This window comes from Brevundimonas phoenicis (assembly GCF_047237745.1).
Lineage (GTDB): Bacteria > Pseudomonadota > Alphaproteobacteria > Caulobacterales > Caulobacteraceae > Brevundimonas.
This window is the reverse complement of record NZ_JBDFLN010000001.1, coordinates 371721-397918: the sequence shown is the minus strand read 5'-3', so window position 1 is coordinate 397918 and position 26198 is coordinate 371721. Positions and strand designations below refer to the sequence as shown.

Genomic DNA, 26198 nt, shown 5'->3' with positions numbered 1-26198 from the left:
CGACCGGTCCGAGCTCAACCGCTCGCTATCTCCATTACTATTTGTCGACATCGTCAAACACCGAGCGCTTCGTGGCGACCGGAGTGGGAGCCGGAGCTTCCTCCTTCTTTTGCGTCACGATGTGCGTCCAATCCGCTTCGTCTTCTGAGCCGTCCTCCCGCTCGCGCTTGCGCTCTTCCAGTCCCTTGACCGACCGCTTCACCTGATCGCGCGCGTGGTCGATCAGGGCTGTGGCGTCCGCGTCGACGCCGATCGCCTCAATGCGATCGAGCACATCAAGAAGCTTCTTGAAGTGGCTGTCAGGCTCCTCGTCCAAGTCAGCGTCAGCGACGATCTCGTCGATTCGTTCTTCGAGCGAAGGCAGCACAGTTGTTCGCAGTGCCAAACCTATGCCGACCAGTCTCAGCGGCGGTATGAGCGCTAGCATCTCTGGTTCATCGAAGGCGGAAGAATCTAGGTTTGTAAGCACGGCGGATTCGAGAGTGTCCGCCGCCTCTGAGCGCAGATCGTCCGGCAACACGCCGAGGTGATGGGCTCGGGCGAGGGCTGCGATCTGGGGATTGTTGCCGGCGAGGTCGGTCCGCCAGCAGGATCGTCGAAGTAGATCTGGAAATTGCTGGACCGCTTTGGCGAACACCGGTTCGCTCGCCCGATAAGATAGGAAGTGGAATAGCATCCAATTGCGATGCCATTCATCGGGAGTGTGGCCGAGCCGGGCAACCAGAGCGTTGTCGAGCGTCGTCGGGATGACAAGGGCGTCTCGAATGAGAGGCGAGCCCTCGCATGTGAAACTGTTAAGAATGGTGTCTATGGTCGCGCCCCGTATGAGCGCCGCCATCATGTGCGGCTTCTGGCGCAGGATCTCCGTCAGCGCGTCTGATATCGTCGGATGGGCGAAGGTCCATTTTGATCCGGAGAGCTTCAGGAACGAGCCTTTCAGCTCAGCGAAACAATCCTGGATCTTGGTGAGGCTGTACGACGTCAGCTCCGCGACTGCTTGGGCAGCCGACACATCGTGGTCGCTGGGATCGAAGCCGGCTTGCTGGACGTAAACCAAGATGAGCGCGGCTTGAAGCTGATCATCCAGGGCATTGACCGTATCGATCAAATGCTCTGTGGGCTCTTCCATAAAGCGAACAAGGGAGCTTTCGCGAGGCGCGAGCCCCTTGGTGAAGTTCGGATCGCCAAGACGTTCGGCAATCCCAGGAAGAAAGTCGCGAACGGCGGCGACCGCAGTTAGGTGTGGCTTGACGCTTGATCGCCAGCTCTGACTCTGCTCGCCGAAGTTCACGTGATTATAAAGTATCTGCGCCTTCTCTTCGAATGTCAGTTCGCCGACATCGACGACGGCGCTGTTATCAGCGAATTGTGCAAGGTTGCGCTGTCCGAGCCGACGTCGCGCCGCTTCGTAGATATGTTTGCGGGAGGTAAGGAGGAACCGGTTGCCGTGCTTGATCGCGGCCCGCAGCTTCGAGAAGGCCGACGCCCAGTCCTGCACATAGTCGTCGCGCAGCACATTCGAGCCGAAGGCGTCATCGATCCAGAAGAAGCGGCCCGGATCGTTCGGATTCCATCCAGCCTCGAAATCGCGGGGACTGGTCAAAGCGAGAACGGTGTTGTCCGGGTTTTCCGAAGCGATCGTCGAGACGATTGCGCCGATTGCCGATTTGCCGCTTGATGGATTGCCCAGCAGCAGCACCACGCCGTGGTTGGAAATGGCGTTGACAGCGTCGCGATGTGCTTTGGTGGGTACATAGGTGCGGAGCTTTGGAATCCAGCTGTCAAGCAGCGCCCGGCTCTGCTCGCTCAGTCGCTCATCAACGATCGACGTGAGGTCTCCCAGGCCGTAGACCTGCGGGACGAGCGCCCGCAGTCGGGCGCTGGTTCTAATGACCCGGACAATATATTGGCGACCAAGAATGTGCGGCCTGCGCACGCCGAGCGCCCGAAGCCTGGCGCGCATCGCCGCCGCGACAGGCGCGTCCACGCTCATGTTCGTCATGAAGGCGTAGGTGTCCGCCTGGCCGGCTTTGACCAGTTCCTCGACATTCTTAAGCTCAGCGGTGAGATCGCTGAGCTTCAAGGCCTTCATGGCATCAGACGTATGCTTGCATTGGACCGTGCCGATCGGCGGTGCGTCCGTTCCCGAAGGGATGAGGAAGACCGCGTCCTGGCCGCCGTCCTGTGCTTCACGGAAGATCTCTACGGGTCGGCCGAGCACGACCTCGCATACCTGCGAACACAGATCCTGAAACGCGCGCCAGCCGACGGTGTGGAGCGCCAGATCGCTCCAGGGTCCGTGCGCCCGACGTTCGCGCGGTGCCGGAAGCTCGATCTGCGCGCTCTCAGCCGTCATGCGGTGGCGACACCACGTAAAACACCCACCGGCATCGGATTGATTTCCTGGTCGATGACCACGCTTGTGGCGCCGAGCGGCCCAAGGTCGATGTCGAGACGCCGGCCTCCCTCCGTTGCGGTGCTCACCAAGCGCCGGCAAAGCAGATCGGCCAGCGCGGGGTCTTCGACGGCGCAGATGATCTGGCGCCCGTCCACGCGCAGAGCGGCGAGCACTTCGACCAGGTGAAGGGCCCTGAAATCGTCGATGTGCTGAACGGGATCGTCAAGCAGAAGGGACCTGAGCGGTGTCCACGCACGCGCAAGATGGACCGAAAGAAGGAAGGCGAGACCGGCGGCGCGACGCTGACCGCTGCTAAAGACGAATTGCGGGTTCAGTCCGTCGCCTACCTTGAGACTTAGGAAACGTCGGACGTCACCGCGGATGCTGTAGTCGATTGTCCGCCAGTCTGCGTGCGGTCGCAGGCGCTGATAAAGCTCGTTGAGCAGAGGACTGATCTGAGCAAGGCGCTCATCGATGATCTCCGCGCTCACGCGTCTAACTGAGCGTTCGATTTCGCGGGCCGCTGTGACGGCATTTTGTGACTGGCTGACTGCCTGCGCCAGCTTCTCGATTTCAGCCCGCAGCGCCGAGATGTTGCTTTCGATTGACGACATTCGCGAGATTGCTTGCGAGGCTTCCAGCACGAGTAGCGCGCGTTCGAGGTCAATCAGCCGGTCGCGTTCCGGAGAAATGGCCCGCTCCAGCCCGTCAGGATCATGGATGAAGCGGTGATCGAGCCCCCACTGATCGTAGAAATCCAGATGCGCCGCTTCCTCATCGCGCAGACGCCGCAGCTCGTCCGCTTGGGCTTGAACCGCGGCGGTGGCTGTCTGCAACGTGAGGCTGGGTTGCCGCGCGTTCTGTTTCGCGGAGGCGAGAGCATCGCGGGCGGCCTGAACGCCCGACGCCAGTGATGTAATCCGTCGACGCGCGGCGGCCAGACCGGCAGCGAACTCGTCCGATGTCCGATGGGCTGCGCATAGCGGACAATGATCGTCGTGTAGCCCGAGGCGTTCGCCATGTTCGACGAGAAGGCTCAGCGACGCTGCCATCGCGTCCATCTCTTCTTCCCGCGAGAGGCGTTGTTCGGCTTCCGAGAGGGCTTGCTGTGCCGCCTCATGCTCGCGCTGCGCTGCCTCGTGCGCTGCCGATGCGGCCTCGCGGTTTGCGACGGCCTCCGGAGCGTTGTAGAGCGCTTGCGCCGCCGCGACCTCTCGACCGAGCTGAAGCGCTTCGCCCATTCGACCCAATCTGGCTCGTCCGTTCGCGAGCGCGTTTCGACCTGCAGCAAGACGTGCCGTCAGCTCGGTGGGCGCATCCGGCGCCGCGGCGGCGATCACCTGAAGCGCGCCGGACACGTCCCCTGATCGGCTGAGCGCGGCTTGTGTCTCGGATTGCTGCGTCAGTCTGTCCGCTAGTCGCGAGCGGGCAGCCTCATAGGCGGCCTCATCTTTAGTGTGCGCAGCTTCGGCGGCAGTCACGACCTCCTTGGCTCTGCTACCGGCTTCCGAGCCTTCCAATGCACCGAGCGCCGAGCGCACGAGATCAAATCGCTCCGTTTCGGTGAGATCCAGGCTGAGCGCGGCGATCCATTCGTCGCGGATGATCGACGTCCGGGTGAGTTGTCGAAGTGCGTCTTCTGGCGCAGGTCCACGGCAGAGCGCAGCGTGGATTTCCTCCGGTGAGCGATCGGAGCCGCGTTCCCGCGTCCGCGTGATGGTGAATGGGTTCCCGCTGTCGTCGACGAAGGAGACTGTCACATAGTGGGCTTTGGGAACACCTTCGCCGCGCCACCAAAGGTAATCACTGAGGCTCTCCTTCGCAGCCTTTTCGACGGCGTACTTGTCAATGGAGCCTGTGATCGCGAACTCGACCGCATCGCACAGCGTGCTCTTGCCCACGCCGTTGCGACCGGTGATGACGGTGAAGCCCCGTCCGAAATTGATCCGGACGAGATCCCTAAAGCCACGAAAGCCGCATACTTCGATGAACTGGAGCCTCATGAAGTCGCCCCCAAGATGCGAGCAATCTCGGCGGGTGTGGTCTCGCCGAGAAAAGCAGTAACGGCATCCGGAGGAATGTCCTTCAGCCTCGTGCGCAGTCTCGTTTCGAAGTTGGACGCGCCGAGCAGCGGCTTGGAGCGTATCGACAGCAGGGGTAGCAGCGCCTTCTCAACGTCATCAGGCGTGGTGATGGATGCCTTCGCGATCTTTCGAGTCAAAGAGAAATCCTCTTCGATGCGCTCGATCTCGCGCCCTCGGCGCGCGTCCTGATCGGGGGTCAGAAAGACCGAATAGACGTTCCATGCCTTCACTCCGGCGCCGCGTAACGACGCGGCATGACGAGCGAGCGCGGTTTGCTGGTTCTCCTTCCAAGCGCCGAGGAGAGCATCTGCGCTGTCGAAGACGTGGACGAATCCCATCAGCGCCGCGTTTTCGAAACAGGTCACTGGGCCGGCCGAGCCGGTCCACGTCCAGGTTTCATACTGTGCGTCGCGAAGGAGGATTTCGGCTTGCGTGAAGATGTCCATCAGATGCCCAACGCGGCTCTTGCCCCAGGAAGGTCGTACCATTCACCCGCTGGATCCGGACGAATGACATCACCGGCGCGTCCGCTGCGAACCACATTGTCCGGCACGCCCAAGTCGGTCGCGCCTACCGCGACAACAATGTCGGACTGCATCGCTGCAGGCGGCTCGACGAACTTCCCGCGTAGCGTCCCGAGGATGGATTGCGCCCCGTTGAGGACTCGGATGCTCCGGCCGTTCAGATCATATCCCTCGGCGCGTTGCACGGCGCCGGCCTGACGGAGCAGCAAGTGGAAGAAGCCTAGGGCTTCTGGATTTGCTGGACGCAGGAGCTTGGCCGGCTCAGCAGCAGAAACGCCTTCGGCATCCCGCCTCAGACCATATAGGGCCTCGCTGTCGAAATTTCCGACGTCTAGCCAAGCCGGGTCACAGTGGGCTCCGGTAGCTTGCTCGAAGGCGGCTCGTCCAGCGTCCAGGACCTGACGTAGGTAGTTCGACGAGAAGGCTCGACGAAGCTCGTCGAGCGCCGAAGCGCCTGACTCTTGCACATGTTCGAACGTCACGTTTTGTGCGTGCGCGATCTGCCAGAGTTGCGGGGCCTTCTGCTCGAGCGCGTTTGTCGGCGAGAGGTCGATGACGGTCACGGACAGCGGCTGCACGTCGATCAGCGCCTCGCCGATCACGGCGTTGAGGTACTCCCAGTCAGACCAGAAGCCGACGACGAGCAGATCCTTCTGCCGGAGGTTGGCAGCCATCCAAACTTTGCTTCGCGCAATGCGGCCCGAGATCGTCGGCTCGCCGAGCTGCGAAGGCGCCCAGACCGTGGCTTGTCGATCACGGTGGGAGCATCCATGGAATTTCAGCAGGGGTGCCTGTCGGACGGAGTCGGCAGTGGCTTCGTCTCCGTCGAGCGAGCCGCGGAAGTCAGCGCCGTAGTCCCAAGCCCGTCGCTCGATCAGCGTGTCGTAGTTGCTCGATATGCCGGCGACGGCGGCGCGGGTGATAAGAAAATCCGCAATTGCGGCATGCCCTGTATTCGAAGGCCTTACGAAAGCCGGCCAGGGCACGAGATGTTCAATGAAGACCGACTGCAGTGTGTTGAGGCCCGCAAAGTGCTCGGCGAGCGCCTCCAGATTGTCCCGAAGACCGAGGTCGCAGTTCGGGTCAGCTTCGAGGCGGTATTTGTCGAAGCACCGCTCGGCAACCGTACGGGCCGACGGCAGGCTGCTCGGCGGCGCCATCGAGAGTCCGGCGCCGCAGACCACCAGAAGGCGGCCGGCATTCATAGAGGCTAGCAGTCGAGTGATGGTCTCAGGCGTCACGCAAGCCTCCGCCGAGAACCAGCTCGCCGAGCTGGCGGCCTCGTCGCCGGCTGAGTTAAGTCGCCAAGATGTTCGATCCTCACGGGCGGCCGAGCCGGCAGCTTTACCGTCAGCTCGAGTTTGCCACCGATCGCTTCGACATAGCCGCGCAGTGTCGAGAGATACATGTCCGCCTGGTTTTCGATCTTGGAGACCGAAGGTTGCTTGATGTTCAGGGCGGCCGCGACATCTTCCTGAGCCTTGCCGGCGATCTGGCGGAGCTCTCGCAGCCCTTCGACTTCCTGCCGAAGTTCGTCATAACGCGCTTCGATCTGCTCCTGCTGATCGCGGGGCAGGGAAGCGATGACCTGATCGATGCTCCGTCCCATAGGGTCATCCCTTCTTTACGGATTTCAGGTTTTCCAGATGTCCGGAATACCGACCGTCCGCTTTTGCTATAAGCTGCTTGTAGAAACGCTTCTGACTGCCGCCGGATTTGTCGCCCGCGACGAGAAGGATGGCCTTCCGTTCGGGATCGAAGGCGAAGGCAGCACGCCATTCGCCCTCGGCGGCAGAGAAACGCATCTCCTTCATATTGGCGTGTTTCGAGCCGTTGAGCGTGTCGGCATAGGGCCGACCGAGCTGCGGACCGAATTCGCCGAGCAGTTTCGCAACCGCCAGCAATTGGGTCTGAACCTCGCGCTCGAAAGCCAGGAACTCCGCCTCGAAGGCGTCATGCAACCTAACATCCCAGGTCATATAGCTTCCAAGCTATGTTGAGTCAATGGCGAGCGGGGCATCAGTTGCCACCCTCGGCCACGCCAGCTTGGCGCAGCAGATCGCCAAGGCTTGTTCCGCCGATCCAGCATCGCGCGATGACGCGGTCAAAGGAGCGGACACGGCCGCCGCGACCACGTTCGGCTCTGCATGTAATCTCGCGCCGAAGGGCGACGCGTTCGAGCGCCGCCTTCGCCGCGGGACCGCCTGGCGTGTGCAGCTCCGGGGCATCGAAGTCGGCAAGGCGCACCTCGATCCACTCGTTGGGGTCCGAGGTACGGCCGACGCAGAGACCGTCGCCGTCGCCGACATAACGGACCAAGCCGGAGAACTGGACTCCAGCCTGCGAGGGGACAGCCGCCTCGCACGGATCTGCGTAGGCGGGGGCCGCGCAGCAGACCGTGACGAGTGCGCCTACGACAGCGATGAAGCGACCGCTCACGCCGCCTTCTTCAAGGCGCTGCCGCCCTTCTTCTTCGCAAGCAGCGCCCGGACGAACTTATCCCATTTGGCCATGCCGGCGCGTTTTTCGACCATGTAGTTCCAGCGATCGTAGTGCTTCGAACTGACGTCCTGAAGGGCGTGGTTCTGAAGCCGATCGCGGATTTCCTTCGGCACACCAGCCTTTCCGGCGAGCGTCTTGAAGGTGCGCCGGAGGTCTCGGTTCGTGACGTAGGGGATCACGCCGCGATCGCGCTGACGCCACATGAACGAATAGAGCGTCCCGTGGCTGACTGGCTTTGAGGGATCGGTCATCGAAGGGAAGAACCAGCCATATTCGTTGACGTTGATGGATTGCAGAAGCTCCGCTGCGAGCGACGGCACCGGCACAGCATGGGGCAGCAGGTTCTTCGTCTTCGACCAATCGATGATCCGTTCCTTCGCGTCCCACTGATCGATGTGGAGCTGTGCAATCTCCTGCACTCGCTGTCCGGTCAGCATAAGCAGCCGAACGGCGCGGGTGTAGGGCGGGTGGACCGGCGTATCGGGGTTTTCGAGCCACCGATACAGCCGCAAGAACTCGTCCTCGTCGAGCCATCGCGTGCCCTGGACCTTGGGCTCGGTCGGGATGCCCGTCGCGGGATTGAAAGGGATGCGGAAGCGGCGAGCCGACTGCTGTCGATAGTCGTTGTCGGATTTCATACCCCAGCCGAAGGCCGCGTGGAGATACGAGCGCACATGATCGGCCATGGACTTCGCGCCCCGGTCATAGATCGGACGGATCAGTTCGATGATCTCTTCGGCCTCGATCTCGCGGGCGAGGCGGTTTCGGCCGAGCGTATCGGCGATCTTGTTCAGGCCTTTTTCCGTCTCCTTCCATGATGGCTTGCCGGCGGCCTTGAGCGACGCGACATAGCCCTCGAACAGATCCGCGACGGTGCCAGGACGGGTATCACTCGCGATCTTGATGCTTCGGCCCTTCTGGATGACATCTGCGAAGTCGCGTTTGAAGACCGCGCGCGCGTCAACCAGGGACATCGAGGGATATGCGCCGATCTTCTTCTTGGTGCGTTTGCCGTCGCGCCACTGCTGCGCCATCCAATCGGCGGTGACGCGCTTGGGCATTGGCTTCAGAATTAGGACGAGGCGGCCTGTACCGCGCCCGTCGCCGTCGGGAAGGTTTTCTTGCTTCTGACTCACCTCGACGCGCTTCAATGCGTGCCGGATGGCGGTGTCGGTCAGGCTGGGCATCACGATTCTCCTGTTCCGCAACTGGGATCGGTTCAGGAGATACAGGGATCGCTTGCTGGGAGCGGGAAGCCGTTTTCTACCCCTTAAACCGCCCCCAATGTGCCAAAACCGCCCCCACTACGCAATGGCAAAAGTGCCCAATTTTCCTAGTGTTTCAGCGTGCTTGTGCGTGCTCCAGCGTGATCTTTTTGACCGAGTGGGATGGTTGTGGACGATGATCATGGCGCTGGCCGACAGCTCCAGCGCCCGGCGCACCACCTCGCGCGGATAGACAGGGGCGTGATCGACCGTGCCCCGGTTCTGGATTTCGTCGAGGATCAGCTGGTTCTTCTTGTCGAGATAGAGGACGCGGAACTGTTCGCGCGGCTCGTGCTGGAGGCTAAGGCGCACATAGGCCAGCAGCGCCGTCCACGACGAGATGACGGTGCGCTTGTTCGCCTCTTCCTTGGCCACGCGGCGCGAGACTTCGTGCAGGGCGGCCAGGTCCAGCGCCGTCTCAGGCCCCAACCCCTTGGCCCGGCCGCGCGAATCCTCGGCCTTGACCGTCATCAGATCCTCGACCGAGGCCGCCAGCACCGCCGCCAGCGATCCGAACCGCGTCAGCAGGGCCTTGGCCACCGGCTTGACGTCGCCCTGCGGCTGGCTGCGGAACAGGAACAGCTCCAGCAGCTCATAGTCCGGCAGATGGTGGAGGCCCGCCGTGCGCGCGCGTTCGCGCAGCCGTTCGCGATGACCGGCGTGGTGCGGCTTGGCCTTCGGTTGTTCCGGCGGTTGATCCAGCATCAGCCTCCCCCGGAAGGGAGACTAGCTCAGAATTTCGGGCGGAACAGGCCCTTGGGCGAGGCGGTGAAGATTTCCAGCCCGTCCTCGGTCACGCCGATCGAATGTTCGCACTGCGACGACAGCGACTTGTCGCGCGTCACGGCGGTCCAGCCGTCCGACAGCACCTTCACCGCAGGCTTGCCCAGGTTCACCATCGGCTCGACCGTGAAGAACATGCCCGGCTTCAGCACGGCGCCCTCGCCGCGACGGCCGTAGTGCAGGACGTTGGGGCTGTCGTGGAAGACCCGGCCGATGCCGTGACCGCAGAAGTCGCGCACCACGCTCATGCGCTGGGCCTCGACGAATTTCTGAATGGCGAAGCCGATGTCGCCGAAGGTGTTCCCCGGCTTGATCTGGGCCAGGCCCAGGTCCAGCGAGTCATAGGTGACGTCGATCAGCTTCTTGGCGCGGGCGTTGATCTCGCCGACCGGATACATGCGGCTGCTATCGCCATGCCAGCCGTCGACGATGACCGTATGGTCGATGTTGACGATGTCGCCTTCCTTCAGAACCTTGTCGCCGGGAATGCCGTGGCAGACGACATGGTTGATCGAGGTGCAGACCGTCTTGGTATAGCCCTTGTAGCCCAGGCAGGCGGGGATGCCGCCGTTGTCCAGGGTGAACTCGCGCACCAGATCGTCCAGTTCGCCCGTGGTGACGCCCGGCTTCACATGCTCGCCGATCATGTCCAGCGCCTCGGCGACCAGACGGCCCGCCTTGCGCATGCCCTCGAACCCTTCCGCGTCATAGATGCGGATTTCGTGGCTGCGGACGAAGACATCGGTTTCCAGGTCGGGGGTCTCGTACATGCTCGGCTTTCGGGGAGGCGCGCGCTCCGCAAGGGCGCGGAACGGGCGAAGAGGCTGCTTTCAGGACTTCAGATGGTCAGACTAGCACAAAACCTCAAGCCCGTCAGGGTTCACGGCTGACGCAAGCGCGCGCCCTTCCTATCTACGGGCCATGTCCCAGCCCCTGCCCTCCCCCACCGCCGCCGTTCTGATCATCGGCGACGAAATCCTGTCGGGCCGCACGCGCGACACCAATCTGAACACCCTGGCCCGCTTCCTGTCGCCGCTGGGCGTCGATCTGATGGAAGCGCGGGTGGTCGGCGACCGTCAGGACCAGATCGTCGCGGCGCTGAACGCCCTGCGTGCGGCGCACGACTACGTCTTCACCACTGGCGGCATCGGCCCGACCCATGACGACATCACCGCCGATGCGGTCGGCGCCGCCTTCGGCCTTCCCGTGCGCGAACACCCCGAGGCGCTCGCCATCCTCGCGCGCCGCTATGCGCCGGGCGAGTTCAACGCTGCGCGGCGCCGCATGGCCCGCGTGCCCGAAGGCGGCGTCCTGATCGCCAATCCGGTCAGCGACGCGCCGGGTTTCCAGGTCGACAACGTCTTCGTCATGGCCGGCGTGCCCAAGATCATGGAGGCGATGCTGGACGACGTGGCGCCGCGCCTGAAGACGGGCGCGCCGGTGCACAGCCGATCCCTGCGCGTCACCGGCGTCGGCGAGGGCGCCGTGGCCGACATCCTGCGCGCCGCCGCCGACGCGCGACCGCACCTGTCCTTCGGCTCCTACCCCTTCGGTTTCGGCGCCGGACAGACCGCCGGCGAGGTCGGAACCCAGCTGGTGATCCGGGGTCGAGATCAGTCCGAAGTTGACGCTGCGGAACACGATCTAACCGTAAACCTGCGTTCTTCAGGCATCGAAATTGCCGTTACGTAACCTCACCAAGGTGTGAAATTGTGCGATTTTTGCGCCACGCTTTCGCCGAGAAGGGGTCCGACACCGGCCTTGGACGCAACGCTTTCATGACACGGACGCTGTGGCTGTTAGCGTGACGGCTCTCCCCGAACCAAGGCTGGCCGCCTCTACAAAAATGGCCGGCCCATTACATAGGTGAAGCGTAAATGACCCCCAGGAACATGGCCCGCCTCGGCGGCCTGGCTCTGACCACCGCCCTGATGACGGGCGTCGCCGCCCCGGCCTTCGCCGGCTCCTTCTATCTGCAGGAACAGTCCGTGCGCGGCGCCGGACGCGCCTTCTCGGGCGAGGCCGCCGACCGCGGCGTCGGTTCGATGTGGTGGAACCCCGCCTCCATCGCCCGCAGCGGCCGTGAGGTCTCCGTCGGCATGCACGCCATCCGCATCGATTCCGAAGTGAAGAACGCCGGCTCCTACCTGACCTATCCGGGCGGCGTGGACGTGCCGGTGGTCAACCCGCGCAACACCGAGGTCGATCCGATCGAAAGCGGCCTGGTGCCGAACTTCGCCTTCGCCACGCCGATCGGCGACCGCTTCGCCGTCGGCGTCTCGGTGGCCGCCCCCTACAACTTCACCACCAAGTACGAACAGGGCTCCTTCGCCCGCTACGACGCCCTGACGTCGGAGCTGCGCTCGGGCGACGCCAGCCTGACCGTGGCCTATCAGGTCAACGACTGGCTGGACGTCGGCGCCGGGCTGAACGCCCAGTTCGTCAAGGCCAAGCTGACCTCGGCCATGCCGAACCTGTCGCCGCTGCTGCCCGACGGCTCCAACAGCCTGGAAGGCGACGGCTGGGACTTCGGCTGGAACGTCGGCGCCCAGGTGCACAAGGGTCCGTGGGACTTCGGCCTGTCCTACCGCTCCAAGATCGAGCATGAACTGGAAGGCGACGTGACCGTGGCCGGCCTGCTGGGCCCGCTGGCAGGCGCCAACGTCTCGACCGGCGGCAAGGCCAGCTTCAACACCCCGTGGTTCGCCTCGGCCTCGGTCCGCTACGCCGTCAACGACAAGCTGACCCTGAGCGCCCAGGTCAACCGCATCGGCTGGTCCGAGTTCGACGCCATCACCGTCGAATACACGGGCGGCGGCGACGTCATCCATCAGGACTACAAGGACGTGACCACCGGCGCCATCGGCCTGGACTACGCCCTCAGCGACAAGACCACGCTGCGCGCCGGCGTCGGCTATGACCCGACCCCGACCCGCGACAGCCTGCGCACCGCCCGCATCCCGGACGCCGACCGCTGGCTGTTCTCGGTCGGCGGCTCGACCGAAGTGACCGAAGGCGTCACCTTCGACGCGGGCCTGACCTACATCGCCTTCAGCGACTCGACGATCCGCGACGACCGCACCCTGTACCAGGGCGCCATGACCTCGCATCTGCGCGGCGAGGCCGAAGGCTCGGCCCTGGTGGCCTCGGTCGGCGCGCGCTGGGCCTTCTGACCCAGGCCTGACGGCTGACATGGAAACGGCGGCTCCCGCAAAGGAGCCGCCGTTTTTATTCGTCTCTACGCCGAGAGCATCAGCCCTGGGCGGCGTGGCCCTTGCCGCCGTTCGACGGGCGACGACGACGCGGGCGACGTTGCAACTCGCCGACCGGCTTGGGCTCGGCCGAAGGGGCGGCGCGCACCGACGAACGGGCGCGGTCGCCCGCCATCGGATCATAGGCCGCCGCCGTACGCTCGGCCGCAGGCGCGCCGTTGCGGCCGCGACGCTGGCGGTGCGGCTGACCGCCGCCCTCCTGCTTGACGCCTTCGCGGTGCGGGTTGCGCCCGCCGCGACGGCCGCCGCGCCCTTCGCCGTCCGAACGGCCTTCACGCTCGGGCAGGGTCGCCTTCTTGGCCACGCCCGCCGACATGATGGAGGCGTCCAGCTGGGCCAGGGCCTTGTCGTTGCGGCGGTCGATCGCCGGGATCTTCTGGCGCGTGACCTTCTCGATGTCCTTCAGCAGCTTCATCTCATCGCCGGCGACGAAGCTGATGGCGGTGCCGTCCTTGCCCGCGCGGGCCGTACGGCCGATGCGGTGGACATAGGCTTCCGGCACATAGGGCAGCTCGAAGTTCACCACGTGGGTGACCTTGTCCACGTCGATGCCGCGGGCGGCGATGTCGGTGGCGACCAGGACGCGCAGCTTGCCGTTCTTGAAGGCTTCCAGCGCGCGCTCGCGCTGGGGCTGGCTCTTGTTGCCGTGGATGGCGCCGGCCTCGACGCCGCCCGCTTCCAGATAGGCCGCGACCTTGTCGGCGCCGTGCTTGGTCTTGGTGAAGACCAGGCAACGCGTATAGGCGGGATCAGAGAACAGCTCGGTCAGCAGGGCGCGTTTCTTGCCCTGTTCGATCCAGATCACCGACTGTTTGATGCGCTCGACCGTGGTCGACTGCGGCGTGACCTGGACCTTGACCGGATCCTTCAGCAGCTCGCCCGCCAGCTTGCCGATCTCCGACGGCATGGTGGCCGAGAAGAACAGGTTCTGGCGCTTGGCCGGGATGCGGCTGACGATCTGGCGGATCGGCTTGATGAAGCCCAGGTCCAGCATCTGGTCGGCTTCGTCCAGGACGAAGATTTCCGTCGAGCTGAGGTCCAGCGTCTTCTGTTGCAGGTGGTCCAGCAGGCGGCCCGGCGCCGCGACCAGAACGTCGAGACCCTGTTGCAGGGCGCGTTCCTGCGGACCGTATTTCACGCCGCCGAAGATGACGGCGACGCGGAAGCCCAGATGGGCGCCGTACTGCTTGAAGCTGTCGGCGATCTGGGTCGCCAGCTCGCGCGTGGGGCTCAGGATCAGGGCGCGCGTGGTGCGCGGCTTGGGCGCCACGCGGTTTTCGGCCAGGCGATGCAGGATCGGCAGGGCGAAAGCCGCCGTCTTGCCGGTGCCGGTCTGGGCGATGCCCAGCAGATCCTTGCCCTTCATGACGTCGGGAATGGACTTGGCCTGGATCGGCGTCGGCTTCTCATAGCCGGTCGACGCCAGGGCGGTCAGGAGAGCCTTGTTCAGGCCCATGGATTCGAAGGTGATGGTGTCGCTCACGTCTGTCTTTCACGAACGGCGGCGCGCGCGGCTGGACGAACCAACCTTCACAAAGGGCGCACGTCGCCTGCCCGAAATCGGGCGGGGAACGGGCGCCGCCCCGCGTGTATGGACGACGTATGAAATCGAATGAACCGGCCGCTCGACAGACAGGCCTTCCGGGGAGGGAAGCCCAAACACGCGCTGGAGGCGCCGGTCACCGCATTGTGCGATGCAGCGCAGATGGGCCTCAATAGCGGCCAAGTCAAGGCGCCCGGCAGGAATGGGCCTGCGAAAGCCTAGAGCAGGCTCACGGCCATATTCACCGCCAGGGCCAGGATCACCGTATTGAAGACGAAGGCGATCAGGCTGTGCACGGTGGCGATCCGGCGCAGTTTACGGCTGCTGATCTGGATGTCGGCCGTCTGGCTGGCCACGCCGATGATCAGGGAGAAATGCAGGAAGTCGCCGTAGTCCGCCTCTTCTTCGCCGGGAAAGATCAACCCGCGCCGATCGCCGCCGCCGTGAGCGGGCGCATAGAATTCGTGTGCGTAGTGCAGGGCGAACAGGACGTGGGTGAACAGCCACGACGCAGCGATGGTGCCGAGGGAGAACAACGCCTCGCCCACGCTCGGCTTGCCGCCGTCCGCCGTCTCCATGACGATCACGAAGACGCTGGCCGCCGCCGCCAGCAAACTGAGCGGCAGAACGGCGCCGCCCGCCTGATCCAGGTCCGCCGCCCGCTTGCGAATGGCCGGAGCCGTGCGGTGACGGTACAGGCGGATGAAGGTCACGGTTAGGAAGACGCTGACGCTGGCGTCCCAGGCGGCGGCGATCCGCATCGGCCAGTCCCAGCCGGCGGGCGTCAGCGCGACGGCGACCGCCAGCACGGCGAGTCCCAGCCACAGGGCGAAATGCAGACGGAAGATGCGCGCGACCCGCTTCATGGCCGCATGATTACGCTGTTGAGCGCCGACGACCAGAGCCCCCCGCCGCCCTGACCATCAGCTCTTCCAGCGCAGCACCGTCTCCTTGATCGGATTGACGAAGGCGCGGCCCTCGGCGCGGCTCTTCAGCCATTCGCGCTTCAGCTGCTGATACCATTTGGCCTGTTTGTCGGCGTCGTCGATCCAGATCAGGGCCGGGTCGTACTTCAGCCCCTCGTTCTGAAGATTCACCATGCCGCCGTCCTGTTTCAGGAAGGCGACGACGCCCATCCGCAGGAAGGGCTTGGCGATGCCGAACACCCAGTGGTCGGACCAGAAGATCTGGGTGATGCGGGTCTTGGTCTCGCTCACCGGCGTCAGGCAGGTCAGGGCCAGCACCTGCTTTGCCCCCACCTGGATATGCTCCCAGCGATAGCCCGGCAGGCGGAAGGTGATCTCGGTCGCAGGCGCCCCGCCCAGCACCTTGTACAGGCGGCTGTTCGACGACGGCGCATGGCGCACCATGGCCCAGCCGAAGTCGACCGGAGCGAAGGTCTTGGCCTTCTCGTGCATCGAATGCTCGGAGCGCCACCACCACTGCTGGTGGACATAGGGCCCGTGGGCGGGGTCCATCAGGCCGACGACGGCGTGGTCGATATGGCTGTCGAAATCCATCCACTCGACCAGACGCGGCTGGCCGGCGGCGCCGGGAAACTGCGGCGGCTCCTGATCCGGTTCGGACGGGTTGCGGGCGTCGGCCGCCATCCAGGCGAAGACCATGCCCTGGCTTTCGCGCACCGGATAGGAGCGGACCTTGATGCGGTTCGCCTCGAACGCCTGATCCTCGACCAGCGACGGAATGGCCGCGCACACGCCGTCGGGGCGGAAGCGCCAACCGTGATAGGGGCATTCGATCGTCTCGCCCTCGCCCGGTTTCTCGACCAGTCGCCCGGCCGACAGCGGCGCCGCGCGGTGGGGGCAGATGTCGCGCATGCCATAGACCTCGCCCGCGCGCGTCCGCCCGATCAGGACCGGCTCGCCCATGATCTCATAGCGTTTCAGGCTGGCGACCGGCACGTCGCGCGCCAGGGCGACGAAATACCAGGCGTCGGTGACGAAGCCCTTGCCGAAGGCCGTCGGCGGGGCTTTGGCTTCAGGCGTGGCGGAAGATGCGGGCGCGGCGTCTGCGGTCATGGCCGCCTTGTAGCAGCAGGGACGGGCGGCCGTCCAAAGGCCATTCCCTTCCTCAGCCGATGAATTAATCTGTCTCAAATTCTCTTGGGAGAGACGCCTTGATCCGCACAGCCTCCGCCGCCTTCATCGCCGCCGCCCTGTTGCTGGCCGCCGCCCCCGCCCTGGCTCAGGACGGCCACGTCAACCATGCGGCCCACGGCGCGGCGCACGCCGCCTTCGCCTCCGACCGCCTCAGCGTCCGCGTCGACGGGCCGGAAGGCGCGCCCGATCTGATCCTGATCCCCGGCCTGTCGTCCTCGCCCGACATCTGGCAGGGCACGGTCGACCACCTGGCCGGGCGCTATCGCATCCACCGCATCCATGTCGCCGGTTTCGCGGGCGCCGCGCCGCAAGCCAACGCCCAGGGCGATGCGCCCCAGCCGGTCGGCGCCCCCGTGGCCGAGGAGATCGCCCGCTACATCCGCGAACAGCATCTGAACAACCCCGCCGTCGTCGGCCACTCCATGGGCGGAACCATGGGCATGATGCTGGCCGCCCGGCACCCGGACCTGGTCGGCAAGTTGATGGTCGTGGACATGATCCCCTTCATGGGCGCCATGTTCGGCGCGCCGGGAACAACGGCCGAAAGCGTGACCCCCGTCGCCGATCAGATCTGGACCGCCCAGTCGACCAGCCCGCGCGAGGCCTACGTCGCCCAGGCCACCACCGCCATCAACGGCATGATCAACACCGAGAGCCGCCGCGAGGAAGCGCTTCAGGACATGCGCGACAGCGACCAGAAGGTCTCGGCCGCCGCCTTCCGCGAACTGGTCACGACCGACCTGCGCCCCGAATTGGCGAAGATCACCGCCCCGACCCAGGTGCTCTACGTCAAGTTCAACGACGCCCGCATGACCGACGCCGTCACCGACGCCATCTATCAGATGTCCTTCGCGACCCTGCCCGGCGCCAAGCTGAAGCGCATCGACGACAGCGCCCACTTTATCATGTTCGACCAGCCGACGGCCTTCTACGGCGAACTGGACGCCTTCCTGGCCAAATGAGCCATCCAGCCGCGGATCGGATCGTCGGCCTGTATCAGGACAAGGCGGCGGACTGGATTCGCGACCGGGGCGACGCCCTGAGCCGACACCAAGGCGACTGGGACGAGGTCGACTGGCTGGATCGCTTCACAGAAGGCTGGCCGCCCGGCGCCCGCGTGCTGGACGTCGGCTGCGGCTCGGGCTGGCCGATGGGCGCCGCCCTGCTGGAGCGGGGCTTTGAAATCGTCGGCCTGGACGCCTCGCCCGGCCTGATCGCCCATGCGCGCGAGACCCTGCCCAAAGGCGACTGGCGCGTCGGCGACATGCGCGACGGCCTGCCGGACGGCGCCTTTCACGGCGTGCTGGCCTGGCACAGCCTGTTCCACCTGACGCCGGAAGCGCAGACGGCGGTCCTGCCCGCCCTGGCCGCCCATGTGACGCCCGGCGGACGGCTGATGTTCACCGCCGGTCCCGCCCACGGCGAGGCGATAGGCGAATGGCGCGGCGAGGCGCTCTATCACGGCAGCCTGGACCCCGACGCCTATCGCGCCCTTCTGACCGAGGCCGATCTGACGGTGGAGAACCCTGGCGACAACGGCGTCTGGCTGGCCGCGCGCGCCATTCTTTCGGCGAAATAGGCGCTCACGCTGCCGTGATCGGAAACGGGGGCGTTTTCGTCGGCGATGCGAACGGCTAGAGCGAAATCGGTTCAGTTGGACTGCGTTCAACTGAACCCAGATATTCGCTCCAGCTTAATTCTGGACCATTGTTCTAGGTTCAGTCGATTCCGACTGAACCGAAAATGGTCTAGGGTTCGCGCCGCTGGCATAGAGGGATGTTCATGGCGCGCAAAGACCGCGGACCCGATGGGAACGATCAGGGCGGAAGAAAACCGCGCCGGACCTTCATGGGCCGCCTCTTCTACTGGAGCGCGGTTCTGGCGGTCTGGGGCCTGATCTTCGCCGTCGTCTTCTTCGCCGTCTTCGCGCGCGACCTGCCCGACACCTCCAGCCTGTATGAAGTCGATCGCCAGCCCTCGATCACCTATTTGGACCGCTCCGGCGCCCTGATCGCGGTGCGCGGCACCCAGATGGCGCCGCCGGTCGATCTGGACGCCCTGCCCGACTACGTCCCCGCCGCCTTCGTGGCCATCGAGGACCGCCGCTTCTATCACCACCCCGGTTTCGACCCGATCGGCATGAGCCGCGCCATGGCCTCGAACCTGAAGGCCGGGCGCGTGGTCCAGGGCGGCTCGACCATCACCCAGCAGCTGGCCAAGAACCTGTTCCTGACGCCCGATCAGAACATGAAGCGCAAGGTTCAGGAGCTGATGCTGGCCGTGTGGCTGGAGATGAAGTTCTCCAAGAAGGAGATCCTCGCCCTCTATCTGAACCGCGTCTATTTCGGGGCCGGCGCCTATGGCATCGAATCCGCCTCGCAACGCTATTTCGACAAGAGCGCCGACAAGCTCACGGTCGGCGAGGCCGCCCTGCTGGCGGGCCTGCTGAAGGCGCCCTCACGCTATTCGCCCGTGTCCGAGAGCGAGCGCGCCGCCACCCGCGCCAACGTCGTGCTGAACGAAATGGTCGAGGTCGGCGCCATCACCCCGGCCCAGCGCGAAGCCGCCGTGGCCGAGCCGGTGCGGGTGTCCAAGACCCTGGCCAGCCAGCACGCCCAATACTTCATCGACTGGCTGGACAAGCAGATCCGCGGCCTGGTCGGCGAGCCGACCGAAGACCTCGTGGTCGAGACCACCCTGGACCTGACGCTGCAGACCGACGCCGAACGCGCCGTGCGCCGCATCCTGGATCGCGACAAGGGCAAGGGCGTCGAACAGGCCGCCCTGGTCGCCCTGGACGGCGACGGCCGGGTGCGCGCCATGATCGGCGGCGCCGCCTACGGCGACAGCCAGTTCAACCGCGCCGTCGATGCGCGTCGCCAGTCCGGCTCGGCCTGGAAGCCCTTCGTCTATCTGGCGGCGGTCGAGGCCGGCTACACGCCCGAGACCCCGGTGGTCGATCAGCCCGTGACTATCGGCGGCTGGTCGCCGCGCAACTATTCCGGCCGTTTCTCAGGCCAGATGACCCTGGCTCAGGCCGTGGCCCAATCGACCAACACCGTCGCCGCCTATGTCGCCGACCAGGTCGGCCGCGACAGCGTGGCCCGCGCCGCCAAGCGCCTGGGGATCACCAGCGAAATCGGCCTGCAGCCGTCCATGGCCCTGGGCGCCGTCGAGGTCAGCCCGCTGGAGATGGCCCAGGCCTATGACGCCTTCGCCAACGGCGGCCGCCGCATCGACGCCTATGGCATCAGCCGCATCCGCACCCCGTCCGGCCGCGTCATCTACACCCATGGCCCGTCCGAAGGCGGCCAGGCCATCAACAATCCGCCGCTCTACTACATGAACCAGATGCTGCGCGGGGTGATCACCTCGGGCAGCGGCCGCTCGGCCGCCATCGGCGGGCGCGACATCGCGGGCAAGACCGGCACCACCTCGGACTACAAGGACGCCTGGTTCGTCGGCTACACGGGCGGCTTCGTCGCCGCCGTCTGGGTCGGCAAGGACGACAACAAGCCGATGGCCCGCATCACCGGCGGCTCCTCGCCCGCCGCCATCTGGCGCGGCTTCATGGAGGCGGCCCTGCCCAAGCTGGCGGTCCAGGCTATCCCCAACGGCCCGCCCCTGCCCGAGGGCTGGATCCCGCCCGATCCCGTCGGCGACCTGATGGGCCAGGTCGAGGATCCCTACGCCACGGCGCAGCCCTATGACGACGCGCAACCGCCCGTCGTCATCGACGGCCAGGCTCCGCAGCCGGCCCAGCCGCAACAGCCCCCGGCGGCGCGCCCTGCTCCGCCGCAGGCCGCGCCCCAACAGGAACGCCGCCCCGACGCGCTCTTCTTCTGAGTTCTTTCTTGCTCCCCTTGTGGGAACAGGGCTTTAGCCGCCGACGGCGTGCAGGGCCGCGCCGTGATCGCGCAGCCAGCGGCGGTGCGGGCGGTGATCTCCGACCAGGCGGGCGACCACCGCCCAATAGGCCGGGCTGTGGTCGGCGTGGACCAGGTGGGCGACCTCGTGCGCGGCCAGGTAGTCGGCGACGGCGGGCGGGGCCATGATGACGCGCCAGGAATAGCGGATCGAGCGATTGTGCGGGCTGCACGAGCCCCAGCGCGAGCGAGTGTCGACGATGGACACCTTCACCGGCTTCTGGCCCAGGGTCTTCAGATGGACGTCGGTTCGCTCGACCAGGAAGTCGCGCGCGGCGCGGCGGAACCAGTTCTCGATGCGGCGGGAAAAGGCCTCGCCCTCGCCGCCCGAGCGCAGCACCGGCCCCTCCGGCGTGTCGATCAGGCGCGCCGCCCCTGCGCCCCCGCTGGCTTCCAGGCGCACCGGGCGCCCCAGCCAGGTCACGACGGCGCCCGGCTCGAACGGCTGAGTGTCGATCCGCGCGGCCAGCCGTTCGGCGATCCATCCGGCCTTGGTGCGGGCGAAGGCCACGACTTCGCCCAGGCGTCGCTCGCTGGGCGCCACGGCCACGGCCTCGCCGGCGCGGGCGTCGATGCGGATCGACAGCCGACGCGCGCGCGGATTGACCGACAGCCTCAGGGCGCCGCCGCCCTCAAGCGGCAGACGCTGACCGTTCCGGTACGACACTGAGGGCTTCGTTGCTGGCGATGAAGTCGCGCACGCGGGGATAGATCTCCTCGCGGAAACGGCGGCCGTTGAAGACGCCGTAGTGGCCGACCTTGGGCTGGACGTAGAGCAGGCGGCGGTCGTCGGGAATGTTGGGCGTCAGGCCGTGCGCCGCCTGGGTCTGGCCGACGCCGGAGATGTCGTCCATCTCGCCCTCGATGGTGGCCAGGCCGATGTCCGTAATCGCGGTCAGATCGACCGTCGCGCCGCGATGCTGCAACAGGCCGCGCGGCAGCAGGTGCTGCTGGAAGACGATGTCGATGGTCTGGAGATAGAACTCCTCGGTCAGGTCCAGCACCGACAGATATTCGTCGTAGAACTGCTCGTGCTTCTCGACCCCGTCGCCGTCGCCCGCCACCAGATCCTCGAAATAGCGGCGATGGGCGTCGACGTGCTTGTCCTCGTTCATCGACATGAAGCTGTAGAGCTGGACGAAGCCCGGATAGACCCGCCGCCCCACGCCCGGATAGGGCCAGGGCACGGTGTGGATCATGTTCGACTTGAACCAGGTGAAGGGCTTTTCCTCGGCCAGCTGGTTCGTCACCGTCGGCGACAGGCGGGCGTCGATGGGCGAGCCCATGAAGGTCATGGAGGCCGGCCGGTTCGGATCGTTCTCGGCCGCCATCACGGCGCAGGCCGCCAGCACCGGCGGTCCCGGCTGGCAGACGCCGACGACGTGGGCGCGCGGCCCCACCGCCGCCAGCATCTCGCGCACATGGTCGATGTAGTCGTTGAAGTCGAACCGGCCTTCCAGCATCGGCACCTGGCGGGCGTTGGTCCAGTCGGTGACATAGACGTCGTGGTCCTGCAGGAAGGTCTCGACCGTGCCGCGCAGAAGGGTGGCGTAGTGGCCCGACAGCGGGGCCACGATCACTACGGCGGGCGCCGCCGCGGGTTTGCCTGCGCGCTTCAAGTCGCCGATGTTGCGCGCGAACCGCACCAGGCGGCACCAGGGCGAGGACCAGACGACCTGTTCGGTGGTGCGAACCGGCTTGCCGTCGATCTCAAGCGTCTCCAGGCCCCAGTCGGGCTTGCCGTAACGGCGCGTCAGGCTTTCGAACACCTCGGCCGAGGCATAGGCGGTGCGGCCGATCGCCGTGTCCGACGCCGGATTGAACGGAGAGGTCCAGAACTGACGGGCCATCTGGGCCCCGATCCGGAATGGCGTCGCCGAATGATAGGCGAGCTCGTGAAAAGCGTAGAGCATGAAACCCCGACTGCGGCCCCCGCCGATGCGGAACGCCGATCATACAGAGTGCTGCGCCGCAAAAAAGGCCGGCGACGCTTCGTTCAGGGAAAGGTGATCAGCCCTTCTCCATCGCGTTTTCGATCAGGGTGGCGGTGCGGCTGGGCCCCAGGTCATGGGCGACGGCGCTGCGGAACTTTCCGTCCGGCCCCATCAGATAGACGGTCAGGCCGTGGTTCATGGTGTAGCCCTCGCCCTCGCCGACCTTCTGATAGAAGGCGCGATAGGCCTTGGCGGCCTTGGCCACCTGCTCCGGCGTGCCGGTCAGGCCGATGACGCCGTCGGGGAAGCCGTCAGACGAGAGGTAGTCCTTCAGCATCTGCGGCGTATCGCGCTCGGGGTCGATGCTGATGAAGACGATCTGCAGATCCTCAGCCTTGTCGCCCATCCGCTCCTGCACGGCGTTCAGCACGCCCAGGGTGGTCGGGCAGTAGTCGGGGCAGTAGGTGAAGCCGAAGAAGACCAGGGTCCATTTGCCGTTCAGGATCGTCTGATCGACCGTCTTGCCGTCCTGATCCGTCAGGGTGAAGTCGCCGCCGACCAGGGGCTGGCCCGTCGCGACGTCCGTGGTCCGGGCCGCCTGCTGGCGGCCGCCGACGACCACCATGGTGATCAGGCCCAGCGCCAGGGCGATGACCGCGCAGGCGGCGGCGAACAGGATCACAGGACGGCGGGGCATGGCGTCTCCTCATCAGGCACGGAGGTCATTTCGGCGGCCGCGACACGGCGAACCGTGCAGCCGCTCTTCGCCCGGTCTATAGAAGAGCGGTGAGCCGTACAGAAGCCCCCATCCCGTCGCACGCCCATCCGCATGTTCTGGCTCAGGCCAGCGGCGAACTGGCCGGATTGCCGGAACTGCCCCGGCGCGGACGGGGCCTGTCGTTGCGCACCCTGATCGTGCTGCGCTGGCTGGCGGTGATCGGCCAGACCTCCGCCATCCTGACCGCCTATTTCGCCCTGCACTTCCCCTTGCCTCTGTGGGAGTGCCTGACCGTGATCGGCGCGGGCGTGGCGATGAACCTGGCCACCATGGCGCGGGCGCGGCGCATCGACGGCAGCCTGCCCGACGGGCCGAGAACCGCCGCCCAGCTCGGCTTCGACATTCTGCAGTTGGCCACGCTGCTGGCCCTGACCGGCGGGCTGGCCAACCCCTTCTGCCTCTTGCTGGTGGCGCCCGTGACCATCGCGGCGGCGGCCCTGCCTGCGCGCCAGGCGGTGATTCTGGGCGTCATGGCGCTGATCGCCGTGGGCTTCCTGTTCTCCTGGTCCCTGCCCCTGCCGTGGCGGCTGCATGAGCATCTGGAACTGCCGGGCCTCTATCGCCTGGGCCTGGGGCTGGCCCTGGTGACGGGGGTGCTGTTCACCTCGGGTTACGCCTGGAAGGTGGCGGCCGACGCCGACAAGCTGGAGCTGGCCCTCGCCACGACCCAGGACGTGCTGCAACGTGAACAGAGACTGGCCGCCCTGGGCGGTCTGGCCGCCGCCGCCGCGCATGAACTGGGCACGCCCCTGGCTACCATCCAGGTCGTCGCCAAGGAGATGCTGCGCGACGCCGCTCCCGACAGTCCGGCGGCCGAGGACGCCGCCCTGATCCTGCAACAGGCGGAACGCTGCCGCGCCATTCTGAAACAACTGTCGGCCCAGCCCGAGGAGGGCGACGCCCTGTTCGCCGACATCGGCCTGAAGGCCCTGCTGGAAGAGGTGGCCGAACCGCATCGCGGCTTCGACCTCGACTTCGACATCGCCCTGAAGATCCCGTCCGGCCAGGACGCCCCGCGCCTGCGCCGCCTGCCCGAGATCGTCCACGGCCTGTCCACCCTGGTCGAGAACGCCGCCGATTTCGCCACCGCCCGCGTCCAGTTGACCGCTGTGGTCGACGCCGGGTGGATCGAGATCGACATCGTCGACGACGGCCCCGGCTTCGCCTCCGAAATCCTGCCGCGTCTGGGCGAGCCCTATGTGACCAGCCGCCCCCAGGCCAAGGCCCGCCGCGCCCTGGCCGCCCAGATCGCCTCGGCCACCCGCCCCGGCCGGTCGGCGGTCAAGCGCGGACGCCGAACGCCGCCGCCGGTCACCGCCCCCATCGCCCCCAGCCAGGGCGGCATGGGCCTGGGCTTCTTCATCGCCCGCACCCTGCTGGAACGGTCCGGCGCCAAGGTGTCGGTCGGCGCCGGCGACGCCGCCAAGGGCCAGCCCGGCGGCGCTCGTGTCTCGGTTCGCTGGCCGCGCCAGGTGCTGGAAGTCACCGCCTCGGCCATGGAAGGCGATGGAACCTGATGTCGCAGTTGCGAGCTTGGCCCTTGACCCTGCGTCGCTGACGCACGACCTGAACCGCAGGAGAATTTCATGTCCGAACTCGAGACCCAGATCGCCGCCCTCAACGACAAGTCCCTGCTGTTGCTGGACGACGATCAAGCCCTGCGCACCCGCCTGGGCCGAGCCTTGGAATCGCGTGGCTTCACCGTCACCGTCGCCAGCTCAGTGGCCGAGGCGGGCGACGCCCTGCGCCAGTCGGTCCCGGCCTTCGCCGTTCTGGACATGCGCCTTGAGGACGGCAACGGCCTGAAGGTGGTCGAAATGATCCGCGAGCGGCGCGAGGACGCCCGCATCGTCATGCTGACCGGCTACGGCGCCATCGCCACGGCTGTCGCGGCGGTCAAAGCCGGCGCCGTCGACTATCTGCAGAAGCCCGCTGACGCCGACGACGTGGTCAAGGCCCTTCTGTCGTCCGGCGAAGCGCCCGAGCCGCCCGAGAACCCGATGTCGGCCGACCGAGTGCGCTGGGAGCATATCCAGCGCGTCTATGAGCTGTGCGACCACAACGTGTCCGAGACGGCGCGCCGCCTAGGCATGCACCGTCGCACCCTGCAACGCATCCTGGCGAAACGCGCCCCGCGTTAAGGCGGACCCGCCTCAGCCCGCTTGCTTCAGTCCGCCGGCATCCGGCCATAGTTGACGGCGATGCGGCCGATCAGCCCCTTGACGATCAGGTCGACGGGCGAGCCTTCGCGATAGTCGCCCGCCGCGACGAAGTTGACCCGGTCCTCCGAGATCAGGCGGTGGATCTTGTCGTGGTCGCGCGGGGTGCTGTCGGGGTCGTAGACGGCGATGGAGAAGCCGCCCTTGGTGTGCATCATCTTCATGGTCGGCACATCGGTATCGCCGTCGCCGAGGAAGATCATGCGATCAAAGGGAATGGGGCGTTCCTCGTCCGGGATGAAGCGGTTGATGCGCTCATCATCCCAGTGGTTGTGCACCCCCTTGTTGATGCGGAACAGATACTGGGTCTTGGTGGTGTAGTTGACGCCCACGGCGGGCCAGACCGCCACGTCTTCGTCGTCATAGGCGTACTTCGAGGCGAAGACGTGGGTGAAGGCCTCGGCGATGGGGCAGCCCTCGATCATCTCGGTCAGGCCCGCCGAGATGATATAGTGCTCGATCTCCAGCCCGAACTGGGCGCCGAAGGCGTTCATCCGGTCGAACCAGGAGCGATCCCGCAGCCCTTCGAACAGGGCCACGTCGCGGCCGTGGTCGCGCAGCGCCTGGCGCGTCACCGGGGCGCCCTGTTCGCGCGCGGCCAGCAGCATCATCTGCATGTACATCAGGATGCCGTCGCCGTCCGAAGCGATGGTCCGTGGACGGACGGTCTCGTTCCAGAACTGGGCCGGCGTCATCCCGATCGAGGGGATGAAGCTGACCTCCTGCATGTTTCCTCGCGCCAGGGTGCCGTCGAAATCATAGATGACGGCGGTCTTGAGCAGGGGGCGGGTCGTGTCGGCCATGAGGACGTCCTGGAAGGCTTGGACACGCCCTCTAGCACGACTGGACG

General features: G+C 65.9%; 24 protein-coding genes. 7 read left to right on the top strand and 17 right to left on the bottom strand.

The features are described 5' to 3' along the window. Positions 1-37 precede the first annotated feature (37 nt). The 10 genes from ABC419_RS01915 to map all read right to left on the bottom strand — a co-directional run bounded on the left by ABC419_RS01915 (position 38) and on the right by map (position 10326). Positions 38-2356 carry an nSTAND3 domain-containing NTPase gene (locus tag ABC419_RS01915; protein ID WP_125999591.1) on the bottom strand — a complete coding sequence of 773 codons (2319 nt, stop codon included), beginning with the start codon at positions 2354-2356 and terminating at the stop codon, positions 38-40. Next, on the bottom strand, positions 2353-4401 hold the full coding sequence (locus tag ABC419_RS01910) for an AAA family ATPase (protein ID WP_125999592.1): 2049 nt from the start codon (positions 4399-4401) through the stop codon (positions 2353-2355). Before ABC419_RS01910 ends, ABC419_RS01915 begins: the two co-directional genes overlap by 4 nt. Further along, positions 4398-4928, bottom strand: coding sequence for a hypothetical protein (locus tag ABC419_RS01905; RefSeq protein WP_125999593.1), 531 nt, complete (start codon positions 4926-4928; stop codon positions 4398-4400). Before ABC419_RS01905 ends, ABC419_RS01910 begins: the two co-directional genes overlap by 4 nt. Next, on the bottom strand, positions 4928-6247 hold the full coding sequence (locus ABC419_RS01900; RefSeq protein WP_125999594.1) for an SIR2 family protein: 1320 nt from the start codon (positions 6245-6247) through the stop codon (positions 4928-4930). The genes ABC419_RS01905 and ABC419_RS01900 overlap by 1 nt, the downstream gene beginning before the upstream one ends. Further along, entirely contained in the window at positions 6244-6615 is a 372-nt protein-coding gene (locus tag ABC419_RS01895; protein ID WP_125999595.1) for a type II toxin-antitoxin system RelB family anti-toxin, read from the bottom strand. Before ABC419_RS01895 ends, ABC419_RS01900 begins: the two co-directional genes overlap by 4 nt. Positions 6616-6619: 4 nt before the next feature. Further along, positions 6620-6985 carry a type II toxin-antitoxin system RelE/ParE family toxin gene (locus ABC419_RS01890; RefSeq protein WP_125999596.1) on the bottom strand — a complete coding sequence of 122 codons (366 nt, stop codon included), beginning with the start codon at positions 6983-6985 and terminating at the stop codon, positions 6620-6622. 40 nt (positions 6986-7025) lie between these two features. Then, a complete protein-coding gene (locus ABC419_RS01885) occupies positions 7026-7325 on the bottom strand; it encodes a thermonuclease family protein (RefSeq protein ID WP_234831998.1) in 300 nt (99 codons plus the stop codon). Positions 7326-7441: 116 nt separating this feature from the next. Continuing rightward, positions 7442-8695 (bottom strand): tyrosine-type recombinase/integrase, encoded by a 1254-nt coding sequence (locus ABC419_RS01880; RefSeq protein ID WP_125999597.1) that lies wholly within the window; start codon positions 8693-8695, stop codon positions 7442-7444. Between the two features lie 117 nt (positions 8696-8812). Continuing rightward, positions 8813-9478: a JAB domain-containing protein gene (locus tag ABC419_RS01875; RefSeq protein ID WP_412876491.1), complete on the bottom strand. Its 666-nt coding sequence runs from the start codon at positions 9476-9478 to the stop codon at positions 8813-8815. Between the two features lie 26 nt (positions 9479-9504). Continuing rightward, positions 9505-10326 (bottom strand): type I methionyl aminopeptidase, encoded by an 822-nt coding sequence (gene map, locus ABC419_RS01870; protein ID WP_412876492.1) that lies wholly within the window; start codon positions 10324-10326, stop codon positions 9505-9507. Between the two features lie 151 nt (positions 10327-10477). On the opposite strand from map, the gene ABC419_RS01865 reads away from it, so the two are divergent. Both ABC419_RS01865 and ABC419_RS01860 read left to right on the top strand, forming a co-directional pair. Beyond that, complete coding sequence (locus ABC419_RS01865; protein ID WP_412876493.1) at positions 10478-11248, top strand: competence/damage-inducible protein A; 771 nt, start codon at positions 10478-10480, stop codon at positions 11246-11248. A 185-nt stretch (positions 11249-11433) separates the two neighbouring features. Next, a complete protein-coding gene (locus tag ABC419_RS01860) occupies positions 11434-12729 on the top strand; it encodes an OmpP1/FadL family transporter (protein ID WP_412876494.1) in 1296 nt (431 codons plus the stop codon). A gap of 79 nt (positions 12730-12808) precedes the next feature. Here the strand turns inward: ABC419_RS01860 and ABC419_RS01855 are convergent, their stop codons facing one another. The 3 genes from ABC419_RS01855 to ABC419_RS01845 all read right to left on the bottom strand — a co-directional run bounded on the left by ABC419_RS01855 (position 12809) and on the right by ABC419_RS01845 (position 16410). Then, entirely contained in the window at positions 12809-14311 is a 1503-nt protein-coding gene (locus tag ABC419_RS01855; protein WP_412876495.1) for a DEAD/DEAH box helicase, read from the bottom strand. A 278-nt stretch (positions 14312-14589) separates the two neighbouring features. Beyond that, on the bottom strand, positions 14590-15237 hold the full coding sequence (locus ABC419_RS01850) for a DUF1345 domain-containing protein (protein ID WP_412876496.1): 648 nt from the start codon (positions 15235-15237) through the stop codon (positions 14590-14592). Between the two features lie 57 nt (positions 15238-15294). Then, positions 15295-16410: a Rieske 2Fe-2S domain-containing protein gene (locus ABC419_RS01845; RefSeq protein WP_412876497.1), complete on the bottom strand. Its 1116-nt coding sequence runs from the start codon at positions 16408-16410 to the stop codon at positions 15295-15297. A gap of 98 nt (positions 16411-16508) precedes the next feature. Here ABC419_RS01845 and ABC419_RS01840 point away from each other — a divergent pair, with 98 nt between their 5' ends. The 3 genes from ABC419_RS01840 (at position 16509) to ABC419_RS01830 (ending at position 20337) form a co-directional block, all read left to right on the top strand. After that, complete coding sequence (locus tag ABC419_RS01840; RefSeq protein WP_412876498.1) at positions 16509-17453, top strand: alpha/beta fold hydrolase; 945 nt, start codon at positions 16509-16511, stop codon at positions 17451-17453. Beyond that, positions 17450-18070 (top strand): class I SAM-dependent methyltransferase, encoded by a 621-nt coding sequence (locus tag ABC419_RS01835; RefSeq protein WP_412876499.1) that lies wholly within the window; start codon positions 17450-17452, stop codon positions 18068-18070. Before ABC419_RS01840 ends, ABC419_RS01835 begins: the two co-directional genes overlap by 4 nt. 197 nt (positions 18071-18267) lie before the next feature. Continuing rightward, a complete protein-coding gene (locus tag ABC419_RS01830) occupies positions 18268-20337 on the top strand; it encodes a transglycosylase domain-containing protein (protein WP_412876500.1) in 2070 nt (689 codons plus the stop codon). Between the two features lie 33 nt (positions 20338-20370). Here the strand turns inward: ABC419_RS01830 and ABC419_RS01825 are convergent, their stop codons facing one another. The 3 genes from ABC419_RS01825 to ABC419_RS01815 form a co-directional block, all read right to left on the bottom strand. Next, positions 20371-21084 carry a M48 family metallopeptidase gene (locus ABC419_RS01825; RefSeq protein ID WP_412876501.1) on the bottom strand — a complete coding sequence of 238 codons (714 nt, stop codon included), beginning with the start codon at positions 21082-21084 and terminating at the stop codon, positions 20371-20373. Next, positions 21050-22330: a polyhydroxyalkanoate depolymerase gene (locus tag ABC419_RS01820; protein ID WP_412876502.1), complete on the bottom strand. Its 1281-nt coding sequence runs from the start codon at positions 22328-22330 to the stop codon at positions 21050-21052. Before ABC419_RS01820 ends, ABC419_RS01825 begins: the two co-directional genes overlap by 35 nt. A gap of 97 nt (positions 22331-22427) precedes the next feature. Further along, positions 22428-23048: an SCO family protein gene (locus tag ABC419_RS01815; RefSeq protein ID WP_412876503.1), complete on the bottom strand. Its 621-nt coding sequence runs from the start codon at positions 23046-23048 to the stop codon at positions 22428-22430. 89 nt (positions 23049-23137) lie between these two features. On the opposite strand from ABC419_RS01815, the gene ABC419_RS01810 reads away from it, so the two are divergent. Then, positions 23138-24646: an ActS/PrrB/RegB family redox-sensitive histidine kinase gene (locus ABC419_RS01810; protein WP_412876504.1), complete on the top strand. Its 1509-nt coding sequence runs from the start codon at positions 23138-23140 to the stop codon at positions 24644-24646. 69 nt (positions 24647-24715) lie between these two features. After that, positions 24716-25270, top strand: coding sequence for an ActR/PrrA/RegA family redox response regulator transcription factor (locus tag ABC419_RS01805; RefSeq protein ID WP_200168900.1), 555 nt, complete (start codon positions 24716-24718; stop codon positions 25268-25270). Between the two features lie 26 nt (positions 25271-25296). Here ABC419_RS01805 and ABC419_RS01800 read toward each other — a convergent pair whose 3' ends face one another. Then, a complete protein-coding gene (locus ABC419_RS01800) occupies positions 25297-26151 on the bottom strand; it encodes an HAD family hydrolase (RefSeq protein WP_368923154.1) in 855 nt (284 codons plus the stop codon). Between the last annotated feature and the right edge of the window lie 47 nt (positions 26152-26198).

Bases quoted from the DNA above. Each gene is read 5' to 3' on its own strand.
- ABC419_RS01915 (WP_125999591.1), bottom strand. From the start codon at position 2,356: ATGACGGCTGAGAGCGCGCAGATCGAGCTTCCGGCACCGCGCGAACGT.
- ABC419_RS01910 (WP_125999592.1), bottom strand. From the start codon at position 4,401: ATGAGGCTCCAGTTCATCGAAGTATGCGGCTTTCGTGGCTTTAGGGAT.
- ABC419_RS01905 (WP_125999593.1), bottom strand. From the start codon at position 4,928: ATGGACATCTTCACGCAAGCCGAAATCCTCCTTCGCGACGCACAGTAT.
- ABC419_RS01895 (WP_125999595.1), bottom strand. From the start codon at position 6,615: ATGGGACGGAGCATCGATCAGGTCATCGCTTCCCTGCCCCGCGATCAG.
- ABC419_RS01890 (WP_125999596.1), bottom strand. From the start codon at position 6,985: ATGACCTGGGATGTTAGGTTGCATGACGCCTTCGAGGCGGAGTTCCTG.
- ABC419_RS01880 (WP_125999597.1), bottom strand. From the start codon at position 8,695: ATGCCCAGCCTGACCGACACCGCCATCCGGCACGCATTGAAGCGCGTC.
- ABC419_RS01875 (WP_412876491.1), bottom strand. From the start codon at position 9,478: ATGCTGGATCAACCGCCGGAACAACCGAAGGCCAAGCCGCACCACGCC.
- map (WP_412876492.1), bottom strand. From the start codon at position 10,326: ATGTACGAGACCCCCGACCTGGAAACCGATGTCTTCGTCCGCAGCCAC.
- ABC419_RS01865 (WP_412876493.1), top strand. From the start codon at position 10,478: ATGTCCCAGCCCCTGCCCTCCCCCACCGCCGCCGTTCTGATCATCGGC.
- ABC419_RS01860 (WP_412876494.1), top strand. From the start codon at position 11,434: ATGACCCCCAGGAACATGGCCCGCCTCGGCGGCCTGGCTCTGACCACC.
- ABC419_RS01850 (WP_412876496.1), bottom strand. From the start codon at position 15,237: ATGAAGCGGGTCGCGCGCATCTTCCGTCTGCATTTCGCCCTGTGGCTG.
- ABC419_RS01845 (WP_412876497.1), bottom strand. From the start codon at position 16,410: ATGACCGCAGACGCCGCGCCCGCATCTTCCGCCACGCCTGAAGCCAAA.
- ABC419_RS01835 (WP_412876499.1), top strand. From the start codon at position 17,450: ATGAGCCATCCAGCCGCGGATCGGATCGTCGGCCTGTATCAGGACAAG.
- ABC419_RS01830 (WP_412876500.1), top strand. From the start codon at position 18,268: ATGTTCATGGCGCGCAAAGACCGCGGACCCGATGGGAACGATCAGGGC.
- ABC419_RS01820 (WP_412876502.1), bottom strand. From the start codon at position 22,330: ATGCTCTACGCTTTTCACGAGCTCGCCTATCATTCGGCGACGCCATTC.
- ABC419_RS01815 (WP_412876503.1), bottom strand. From the start codon at position 23,048: ATGCCCCGCCGTCCTGTGATCCTGTTCGCCGCCGCCTGCGCGGTCATC.
- ABC419_RS01805 (WP_200168900.1), top strand. From the start codon at position 24,716: ATGTCCGAACTCGAGACCCAGATCGCCGCCCTCAACGACAAGTCCCTG.
- ABC419_RS01800 (WP_368923154.1), bottom strand. From the start codon at position 26,151: ATGGCCGACACGACCCGCCCCCTGCTCAAGACCGCCGTCATCTATGAT.